We start from the raw sequence: 9004 nt of genomic DNA, 5'->3' as shown, positions 1-9004 counted from the left end.
CCAACCTCACTTGCCCTCGTCCCCTTCAGCGGGACCCTCATCCCCCTCAGCGGGAAATGGCCGCAGCGGCGTGCCCGTATAGGCCCACAGCCATTCGCGCGGCAGCGGCCCTTTGTTGCGCTCGCTTTGCTGCGACTGTTCCCATGCATGCGCCAGGATGCCGACCGAGCGCGAGAGCACGAACAGGCCGCGCGTCAACGGCGGCGGAAAGCCGAGCTCGCCATAGATGACGGCGGTGGCGCCGTCGATGTTGAGCGGTATTTTCTTCCCCTTGCGCCGTGCCACCTCTGATTCGACGGCCTCGGCGATGTCGGCAAAGCGTCCGCTGACGACGCCGCGCGCGGCAAACTCGCGCGTCACTGCGATCAGGCGCGGCGCGCGCGGATCGACCGGGTGGAAGCGATGGCCAAATCCCGGCACATAGCCTTTCTCCTCGGCGAAGAAACGGTCGAGCCGTGCGGCTACGGCTTGGTCCAGCGCAACACCCTGGTCAAGTGCCACGGCAATGTCGCCATAGAAGGACAGCGCCTGTTCGCCGGCGCCGCCATGCACGTCACCCAGCACGTTGACGGCGGACGCCATGGCGCTGTTGATGCCGACGCCGCAGGTGATGGCCATGCGGGCAATGGCGATCGACGGCGCCTGCGGCCCGTGGTCGACGGCCGCCCCCAGCGCAATGCCGAGCAGCGCCGCCTGCTCCTCGCTCGGCAATTCGCCGCGCAGCATCAGCCAGATCGTGGCCGGAAAGCTGACGCGGCCGATCAGCTCCTGGATTTCATAGCCGCGCAGCCGGATAATGCCGGGGCTCATCTCGATGATGCCGGTCTGCCACCATTCCTCGCCGCGTTCGCGGCCGGTTTTTCTCTCGCTCACGCGCTTCTCCTGGCGCGCGGCGGCAGGGTGGAAAAAACCTCGTCCATATGCTCGCCCAGCACAGGCGGCGGCAGGACCGGCAAGGGTGCCGCGCCATCGACCATGAAGCCGCCGCGCACCACGGTCAGCGGCTGCGCCATGCCGGGCAGACCCTGGAAACGCGTGGTCATGTCGCGCTCGACCACCTGGCGCTCGCCAAGCACTTGGGGGATCGTCAGCACCCGGCCCGCCGGCACGCCGGCGCGGTTGAATTTTTCCTCCCAGGCTGCGGCCGAGGCGCTCGCCAAGGCCGTCTCGATCAGCACCTTCAGCACAGCGCGGTTCTGCTTGCGCGTCTCGCGCTCGGCAAAGCGCGGATCGTCGGCCAGTTCCGGCTGGCCGATCAGCCGGCAAAGCGTGACGAACTGCTCCTGCTTGTTGGCGGCGATGTTGAGCAGGCCGTCGCCGGTGCGAAACGCGCCGGAGGGCGCAGCCGTCATGTTCTCATTGCCCATCGGCTGCGGCTCGACGCCGGCGGTCAGATAGTTGGACACCGGCCAGCCCAGCGCCGACAGCGTGCATTCGAGCATCGAGACATCGAGAAACGCGCCCTCGCCCGAGGTCTTCTGCTTGACCAGCGCCGCGGCGATGGCGAAGGCCCCGACCAGCCCGCCCAGCGTGTCGGCGACGGGATAGCCGACCCGCAAGGGTGCGGTCTCCGGCGTGCCGGTGATGCTCATGATGCCGGACAGCCCCTGGATGATCTGGTCGTAGGCCGGATTGTCGCGCATCGGCCCGGTCTGGCCGAACCCCGATATGGCGCAATAGACGAGACCCGGACGAACCGCTTTCAGCGCCTCATAGCCAAGCCCCAGCCGCCCCATCACGCCCGGTCGAAAGTTCTCGACCAGCGCATCGGCGGAGGCGACGAGATCGAGGAAGCGTTCGCGGTCGGCTTCGCTTTTGAGATCCAGCACCACCGATCGCTTGCCGGCATTCTGCGCCAGGAACGACGCGCCCATCCCCGCCTCGTTGAGCGCCGGCGAGGCGCCGAGCTGGCGCGCCAGATCGCCGCCTTGCGGCGTCTCGACCTTGATGACATCGGCGCCGAGCAGCGCCAGCTGGTAGGCACAATAAGGGCCCGCCAGCACATTGGTCAGGTCGAGAATGCGGATGCCGGCAAGCAGATCGGTCATGATGCTCCAGGTCGCTCAGGCATCGCCCGGCACATGCTCGGGTCCGCGCCGGCGCCGATGCTCGATGAAGGCCCAGATATGCGGACCGGCGAGCCCGATGAAGGCAAGGATCAGCAGCACCAGCGACAGCTTGTGGGTGTAGAACACCGACCAGTCGCCGTTCGAGATCGTCATCGCCCGGCGGAACTGCGTTTCGGCAAGCGGCCCCAGGATCATGCCGATGATGACCGGCGCGGTCGGGAAATCGAAGCGCCGCATCAGGAAGCCGGCGGCCCCCAGGAGATAGAGGATGACGAGGTCGATCGGCGATTGCGAGATGCCGTAGGTGCCGACGGTGGCGAACACCAGGATGCCGGCATAGAGCTGCGGCGCCGGGATTTTCAACAGCCGTACCCACAGCCCGATCAGCGGCAGGTTGAGGACGACCAGGATGACGTTGGCGATGAACAGGCTGGCGATCAGGCCCCAGACCAGATCGGCCTGCGTCGTCAACAGCAGCGGTCCCGGATTGATGCCGTAGCTCTGGAAGGCCGACAGCATGATTGCGGCGGTCGCCGAGGTCGGCAGGCCAAGGGTGAGCATCGGCACCAGCACGCCGGCGGCAGACGCATTGTTGGCGGCTTCCGGTCCGGCAACGCCCTCGATGGCGCCGACCGTGCCGAACTCCTCCTTGTGCTTCGACAGCTTCTTTTCGATGGCGTAGGACAGGAAGGTCGGGATCTCGGCGCCGCCGGCAGGCATGGCGCCGATCGGGAAGCCGATGAAAGCGCCGCGCAGCCATGGCTTCCACGAGCGCCCCCATTCGGCCGCGGTCATGTAGAGCGAGCCCTTGAGCGGCACGATCTCGTCCTTGCCGGCATAGCGGCGCGAGGCCATGTAGAGCGTCTCGCCGACGGCAAACAGGCCGACCGCGGCAATGATGACATCGACGCCATCGAGCAGTTCGTTCATGCCGAAGGTGAAGCGCGGCTGTCCCGTCTGCAGGTCGACGCCAATCATGCCGATGACGAAGCCGATGAACAGGCTGGTGAGGCCGCGCACGGAGGACGAGCCGAGCACCGCCGACACCGTGATGAAGGCAAGCACCATCAGCGAGAAATATTCGGCCGGCCCGAAGGCGAGCGCGAACTTCACCACCACCGGGGCCAGGAAGGCGACGCCCATCGTGCCGATGGTGCCGGCGACGAAGGAGCCGATCGCCGAGGTCGCCAGCGCCGCGCCGCCGCGACCCGAGCGGGCCATCCTGTTGCCTTCCAGCGCGGTGACGATGGTGGCGCTTTCGCCCGGCGTGTTGAGCAGGATCGAGGTCGTCGAGCCGCCATACATGGCGCCGTAATAGATGCCAGCAAACAGGATGAAGGACGCCTCCGGCGCCACCTGGTAGGTGATCGGCAGCAGCAGCGCGATGGTCAGCGCCGGCCCGAGGCCGGGCAGCACGCCGATGGCCGTGCCGAGCGTGGTGCCGACCAGGCACCACAGCAGGTTCATCGGCGAGAAAGCGACGGAAAATCCGTGGGCGAGATGGCCGAGCGTCTCCATGGCGTCAGCCCCTCGCAGTGGCGATGATCGCGTCGATCACCGTGTTCAGCTGGTTTTCGATGAAGCCGGCGCCAATGTTGACGCCGAGCGCCCTGGCAAAGCCGAAATAGGCGGCAAGCGCCAGGATCAGGCCGGTCAGCGCATCGCGCAGCGTGTGCTTGCTGCCGAAGCCATAACAGACGAGCACGAACATGATGACCGAGGCGGCGGTGAAGCCGAGCGGCTGGATCAGCACCAGATTGGCGACCAGGCCGGCAACGACGATGCCCATGGCCTTCCAGTCGGTCGGCGTTTCCTTTTCCTCCTGCGGCTGCCAGCCGCCGCGCAGCGCGGCGACGATGAGCAGCAGCGAAAGCACGATCATGCCTGTCATGGTGATGTAGGGGAAGATGGTCGGCCCGACCTTGGAATAGAGCGGCGAAACCGGGATCGCCAGGGTCTGCCACGCCACGGCCGCGGCACAGGCGAGAAGCCCGATGCCGATCAACAATTCGGGCATGGCAAGGCGCGGGGGCGCCGGCTGCTGGTCGCTGGTGCTCATCGATGTCCTCCCGAGATGGCCGGCATCCTCCCGCCGGCCGCATCCGCAGTTTCACTCCCAGCGCATGATATGTCCATGCCGCAGGCTAATGTCGGAAGGGGCGGCCGTGGCCGCCCCTGAAGACATCAGGCGAGGCCGAGATCCTTGAGGATCGCGGTGATGCGGGCGGTGTCGTCGACGAGGAATTTCGCATAATCGTCGCCGGTCAGAAGGATGGGGGTCCAGTTGCGGTTCTTGCATTCGGCTGCCCAGGCATCGCTCTTGGCCATGGTCTCGATCATCGTGACCATCGCCGCCTTGTCGGCGTCGGAGACGCCTGGCGGTGCGAATACGCCGCGCCAGTTGAACAGTTCGACGTCGATGCCGGCTTCCTTCATCGTCGGTGCGTCGATGCCGTCCTGGCGCTTGTCGGCGGAGATCGCCAACAGCCGAAGCGCGCCCGCCTTGACCTGCTCGGAGAACTCGCCGAAGCCGGAAATGCCGGCCGCCACCTGGTTGCCGAGCAGCGCCGACAGCGCCTCGCCGCCGCCGGCGAAAGGCACATAGGAGAGGTTGGTTGCCGGAACGCCGACCGTCTTGGCGATCAGCCCGAACAGGATGTGGTCGGAGCCACCGGCCGAGCCGCCGGCCACCGGAACCTTGGTCGGATCCGCTTTGAGCGCGGCGACGAAATCGCCGGCCGTCTTGAACGGCGAATCCGCCGGCACCACCAGCGCCTCGAACTCGCCGGTGAGGCGAGCGATGGGCGTCACTTCGGAGAGGTTGTTGGCCGATTTGTTGGCGATGATGGCGCCGACCATGACCATGCCGGCCACCATCAGCGAATTGCCCTTGCCCTTCCACTGGCTGATGAACTGCGGCAGGCCGACAGTACCGCCGGCGCCGCCGACATTGGTGATCTGCGAGCCGGAGATCAGTTTTTCACTGCGCAGCACCTGGTCGATGGTGCGCCCCGTCTGGTCCCAGCCGCCGCCGGGCGCGGCCGGCACGAAGATCTGGATCTGCGGTGCATCCTGACCGAGGGCGGGCGTCAAATGCGTTGCAACGAATCCGGCAGCGCCTGCGGCCGCGGTGCTCATCAAAAATCTGCGTCTGTTCAGCATGGGATTCCTCCAAATCACGACACCTCCTCCGGTGCCTGCCAGAAACGTAGCCTGAAAACAGACCCGCTCGGCAAAAATTCATGCCGATTTCGGTACGTTCTGTCAACAGGAACGCTGTTCTACTAGACAGAACCATGGATGTGCGGCACAATCGCTTCGGCCGGCCTTTGTCCGAGCAGGTAAACTGGAATGAAACTGTTCGTGAGATGACCGAAGCGCGATCCCAGCCGTTGCCGGCCGATGGTGTTGCCGCGCTCGACCGCGCGATCGCCATTCTCGACGCGTTCGCGACCGCCGACCGCTCGCTCAGCCTGGCCGAGATCGCGGCGCGCACCGGGCTCTACAAAAGCACCATTTTGAGGCTGGCGAACTCATTGCTGCGCGGGCAGTTGCTGGAGCGGCTCGACGATGGCCGCTACCGCATCGGACCCGCCACCTTTCGGCTTGGCGCGCTTTACCAGCGCTCGGTCGTGGCGGTCGACATCCTGCTGCCGATCATGCGTGATCTTGCCGAACGCAGTTGGGAAAGCGTGGCGTTCTATGTCCGCTCGGGCGACGCCCGCACCTGTCTCTACCGCGTCGAATCCAAGCATCCTATCCGCTACACGATCCGGGAAGGCGACCTGCTGCCGTTGCTCACCGGCTCGGGCGGCCGCGTGCTGGCAGCGTTTTCAGGCCAGCCGGGCGAACCATACGAGACCATCCGCAACGCCTGCCACTATCTGTCGATCGGCGACCGCGACCCTGAGACGGCGGGCGTCTCGGTGCCGGTGTTCGGACCGGGCCGCGTTCTGCTCGGCGCCTTGACGCTCGCCGGCCCGTCGACACGCGTCGATACGGCGTTCCTGCGCCGCATGACACCGGACCTGCTGGAGGCCGCCGCTCGCGCCACCCGCGCCTTCGGCGAGGATGCCTCGATGCTGGAGCAGGCAGCGCGCCTAGCCGGCGCTGAAACCGTGATCGGCCTCAGTTCGCCTTGACCAGCACCACACGGCGGTTCTTGGCGCGGCCGGTTTCGCCGTCATTGCTGGCGACGGGCGCCATCATGCCGGCGCCGGCGGCGGTCAGCCGGCCGCCATCGATGCCGTATTTCGAGACCAGCGCCGCCTTCACCGACTGCGCCCGCCGCGACGACAGATCGATATTGTAGTCGAAGGCGCCCTGGTTGTCGGTATGACCGACGACGATCACCGCCATACCGGGCTCGTTGGTCAGAAGCGTCGAGATCTCCTTCAGCGTCGGTTCCGATTCCGGCTTGATGTCGGCCTTGTCGGTGTCGAAGAAGATGCCGTAGAGCGAGATGGAGCCGGTGGCCGACAGCGAATCCGCCATCTTGGCCGCTTCGACCACCACCATCTTCTTGTCGCGCGCCTTGGGCTCCAGCACCTGAACGACGGCGATGGTGCGGCCGTTGAGTTCCTTGCAGTAGAGGTCGTCGATCAGCGAATAGGCCTGAACAGTGACATAGGCGTCGCCGCCATCCTGCGGCACCTTGGCAGCGAAGAAGCGCTGGTCGTTGATACCGGTGGTTACCGCACAGGCGCCATTGGAAAAGGCCGCGTCCTTGACGTCGCTTTCATGGAAGAAATACATCATCAGGCTCATGTCGCCGCCGCCCCCGCTCGCCGACCGGTCGGCGGCGCCGCCGCACTCTTCCTTCTTGCATTCGAACAGGACTTCGCCGCCGGCGGCCGCGATCACATCCTGGTAGTTGCGCAGCACTTCGAGCGGGGAGCGCTCGGCCGGCAGCACATAGGCGATGCGGGTCAGCGCGCCTTCGACCTCGGCCTTCATGTCCGGCGCGAACACACGGTTGTTCATCGTGTCACGGGCATCCGGATCGGCGCTCGGCTTCAGCGGCGACAGCGGCACTGTAAAATCGGTATAGGCGAATTTTTCGTAGGAGACGATGAACGACCCCTCATAGCGCTTGGCCAGATGATTGTCGGCACCGCCCTCGATGTCGGCGGTCGGCACCGTCGCATCGGCGCCCGCCAGTTGCACGGCCGCCAGGAGCAGCAGCCCCGCCCAGAAAAGCTTCAGAAATATCGCATTGATCGCACGCATGGTCGGCTCCCCCAAAGAGCAATTCCAGGAAAAGTGTGAGCGGTTTTCCCACAGGAATTGCGTAGCTAGATTAGAATAGCCAACCCTAGCAGAACGTGGAAATTGCGTCGATGAAGCGCTTCACACCCGCCGTTCGAGCAGGATCGTCGGCCCATCGTGATAAGTGGTTTCCAGGACCTTGGTGTAGCCGCACTTTGCCGCGACGTTCAACGAGCCGGTGTTTTCCGGATCGATGATGCAGACGGTTCTCGCGCCGGCAAAGGTTTCGTCGCCCCAGGCCAGGGCCCTTCTGACGACTTCGCTGGCAAGACCCTTGCCATGCGCTTGCGGCGCCAGCGCCCAGCCGGCTTCCGGAATGCCCTCGAGCGACGGCTCGATGTCGCGCTTCAGATCGTGGAATCCGGCCTCGCCGATGAAGCGACCGCTGGCCTTGTCCTCGACCGCCCAGAAGCCGTAGCCAAGCAGCGACCACAGGCCGGCATGCCGCAGGAACCGCATCCAGCTTTCCTCCCGCGTCCGCGGCTTGCCGCCGATGAAACGGGTGGTGACGGGGTCGGCCCACATGACAGCATAGTTGTCGAAGTCTTCGATCCGGTGCGCCCGCATGATGGTCCGTTCCGTTTCGAGAACCGGGACGCCGGCTGTTTTTGGACTGCCCATGAAACTCTGCCTCCGTTGACGGTCAGCGCTTAGCAAACCAGCGCGCCCGGACAAGGGCCAAGCCGGATCATCATTCAGCCAGGGAAGCTTCCGAACGGCCTGGCGCGACCAGGCGGTCGAAGCGAACAGCGTCGGCTTACTTTCAGCCGTGCCAGACCATCTTCATGTAGAGCCCACCGCGCCGCAATTCGTCCAGCATCTGGTCGAGCCGCTTCTGCCTGGTGTCGCTGCGTTTGGCGCGGGCGACCCAGCCGAGATAATCGTTCTTCTGGTAGTCCGGCCGCGCCTCGTAGGCCGCTGTCAGTCCTTTTTCGGTCAGGGCGATGCGGATGTCGTCCGGCATCGGGTACAGGGCGCGCTTCAGTCCGGTCATTTCAGAAAACCCCAGCTGTCAGGATGGCGACGCCGATGGTCCAACCCAGATCCGCCTCTGGGAATTCTGCCGAACGATGCTACCTTTCGCAACCGGTCCGGCAAGGGCCGGTCTCGATACCGCCAATGGGAGGAGAACGCCATGGACACCACCGATCTCGTGCTTGCCATTTTCCATCATCTGCTGGTGTTCTCGCTGGCCGGCATCATTGGCGCCGAATTTGTCCTGATCCGCGGCGACCTCTCCGCCGCCACGCTGAAGCGGCTTGCCGGCATCGACCGCCACTACGGCATCCTCGCGATGTCGATCATCATCGTCGGCATCGGCCGCGTCGTCTACGGCCTGAAGGGCTGGGAGTTCTATGTCTACAACTGGGTGTTTTGGACCAAGATGGCGGCATTCGGCATCGTTGGCCTGCTGTCGATCATCCCGACCATCCGCTTCATCTCCTGGAACCGGCAAGCCAGTGCAAATCCCGGCTTTCAGGTGCCGGTTGCGGAACTCGCCTCGGTGAAGACCTATGTGCGCGCCGAAGCCTTCATCTTCCTGCTGATCCCGATCTTCGCGGCGGCGATGGCGCGCGGCTACGATTATTGAAGCAACGCCAACACCAAACCCATCTCCTCCGGGCATACTCCCCACTGATCGCCATGGTTGCGCACGACTGTATTTT

At 65.1% G+C, this 9004-nt stretch carries 10 protein-coding genes; 2 read left to right on the top strand and 8 right to left on the bottom strand.

The window, feature by feature from the left end:
* Positions 1-6 precede the first annotated feature (6 nt).
* The 5 genes from NKH35_RS03865 to NKH35_RS03845 all read right to left on the bottom strand — a co-directional run bounded on the left by NKH35_RS03865 (position 7) and on the right by NKH35_RS03845 (position 5231).
* On the bottom strand, positions 7-873 hold the full coding sequence (locus NKH35_RS03865; protein WP_031196006.1) for a citryl-CoA lyase: 867 nt from the start codon (positions 871-873) through the stop codon (positions 7-9).
* Positions 870-2048, bottom strand: a complete 1179-nt coding sequence (locus tag NKH35_RS03860) for a CaiB/BaiF CoA transferase family protein (RefSeq protein WP_031196007.1) — start codon at positions 2046-2048, stop codon at positions 870-872. The genes NKH35_RS03865 and NKH35_RS03860 overlap by 4 nt, the downstream gene beginning before the upstream one ends.
* A 15-nt stretch (positions 2049-2063) precedes the next feature.
* Positions 2064-3587 (bottom strand): tripartite tricarboxylate transporter permease, encoded by a 1524-nt coding sequence (locus NKH35_RS03855; protein ID WP_023686551.1) that lies wholly within the window; start codon positions 3585-3587, stop codon positions 2064-2066.
* 4 nt (positions 3588-3591) lie between these two features.
* Entirely contained in the window at positions 3592-4128 is a 537-nt protein-coding gene (locus tag NKH35_RS03850; protein ID WP_023726471.1) for a tripartite tricarboxylate transporter TctB family protein, read from the bottom strand.
* Positions 4129-4253: 125 nt separating this feature from the next.
* Positions 4254-5231, bottom strand: a complete 978-nt coding sequence (locus NKH35_RS03845) for a Bug family tripartite tricarboxylate transporter substrate binding protein (protein WP_023726470.1) — start codon at positions 5229-5231, stop codon at positions 4254-4256.
* 206 nt (positions 5232-5437) lie between these two features.
* Between NKH35_RS03845 and NKH35_RS03840 the strand changes: the two genes are divergently transcribed.
* Complete coding sequence (locus tag NKH35_RS03840; protein ID WP_023686553.1) at positions 5438-6211, top strand: IclR family transcriptional regulator; 774 nt, start codon at positions 5438-5440, stop codon at positions 6209-6211.
* On the opposite strand, the gene NKH35_RS03835 is transcribed toward NKH35_RS03840, so the two are convergent.
* The 3 genes from NKH35_RS03835 to NKH35_RS03825 form a co-directional block, all read right to left on the bottom strand.
* Positions 6198-7298: an OmpA family protein gene (locus NKH35_RS03835; RefSeq protein ID WP_352913393.1), complete on the bottom strand. Its 1101-nt coding sequence runs from the start codon at positions 7296-7298 to the stop codon at positions 6198-6200. The genes NKH35_RS03840 and NKH35_RS03835 overlap by 14 nt on opposite strands.
* Before the next feature lie 120 nt (positions 7299-7418).
* Positions 7419-7958 (bottom strand): GNAT family N-acetyltransferase, encoded by a 540-nt coding sequence (locus NKH35_RS03830; RefSeq protein WP_023726468.1) that lies wholly within the window; start codon positions 7956-7958, stop codon positions 7419-7421.
* 142 nt (positions 7959-8100) lie between these two features.
* Positions 8101-8331, bottom strand: coding sequence for a YdeI/OmpD-associated family protein (locus tag NKH35_RS03825; RefSeq protein WP_023669726.1), 231 nt, complete (start codon positions 8329-8331; stop codon positions 8101-8103).
* A 141-nt stretch (positions 8332-8472) separates the two neighbouring features.
* On the opposite strand from NKH35_RS03825, the gene NKH35_RS03820 reads away from it, so the two are divergent.
* The gene (locus NKH35_RS03820) at positions 8473-8928 is read left to right on the top strand and encodes a DUF2214 family protein (RefSeq protein WP_023669727.1); all 456 of its coding nucleotides are present in this window, start codon (positions 8473-8475) and stop codon (positions 8926-8928) included.
* The last annotated feature ends 76 nt before the right edge of the window (positions 8929-9004 follow it).

This window comes from Mesorhizobium sp. M1143, assembly GCF_040318435.1.
In the GTDB taxonomy this organism is placed as follows: domain Bacteria; phylum Pseudomonadota; class Alphaproteobacteria; order Rhizobiales; family Rhizobiaceae; genus Mesorhizobium.
The sequence above is the reverse complement of the archived record's forward strand: the minus strand, read 5'-3'. Positions and strand labels throughout refer to the sequence as shown.

Excerpts from the sequence above, each read along its gene's own strand:
- NKH35_RS03860 (WP_031196007.1), bottom strand. The coding sequence starts at position 2,048 with ATGACCGATCTGCTTGCCGGCATCCGCATTCTCGACCTGACCAATGTG.
- NKH35_RS03855 (WP_023686551.1), bottom strand. The coding sequence starts at position 3,587 with ATGGAGACGCTCGGCCATCTCGCCCACGGATTTTCCGTCGCTTTCTCG.
- NKH35_RS03850 (WP_023726471.1), bottom strand. The coding sequence starts at position 4,128 with ATGAGCACCAGCGACCAGCAGCCGGCGCCCCCGCGCCTTGCCATGCCC.
- NKH35_RS03845 (WP_023726470.1), bottom strand. The coding sequence starts at position 5,231 with ATGCTGAACAGACGCAGATTTTTGATGAGCACCGCGGCCGCAGGCGCT.
- NKH35_RS03840 (WP_023686553.1), top strand. The coding sequence starts at position 5,438 with ATGACCGAAGCGCGATCCCAGCCGTTGCCGGCCGATGGTGTTGCCGCG.
- NKH35_RS03835 (WP_352913393.1), bottom strand. The coding sequence starts at position 7,298 with ATGCGTGCGATCAATGCGATATTTCTGAAGCTTTTCTGGGCGGGGCTG.
- NKH35_RS03830 (WP_023726468.1), bottom strand. The coding sequence starts at position 7,958 with ATGGGCAGTCCAAAAACAGCCGGCGTCCCGGTTCTCGAAACGGAACGG.
- NKH35_RS03825 (WP_023669726.1), bottom strand. The coding sequence starts at position 8,331 with ATGACCGGACTGAAGCGCGCCCTGTACCCGATGCCGGACGACATCCGC.
- NKH35_RS03820 (WP_023669727.1), top strand. The coding sequence starts at position 8,473 with ATGGACACCACCGATCTCGTGCTTGCCATTTTCCATCATCTGCTGGTG.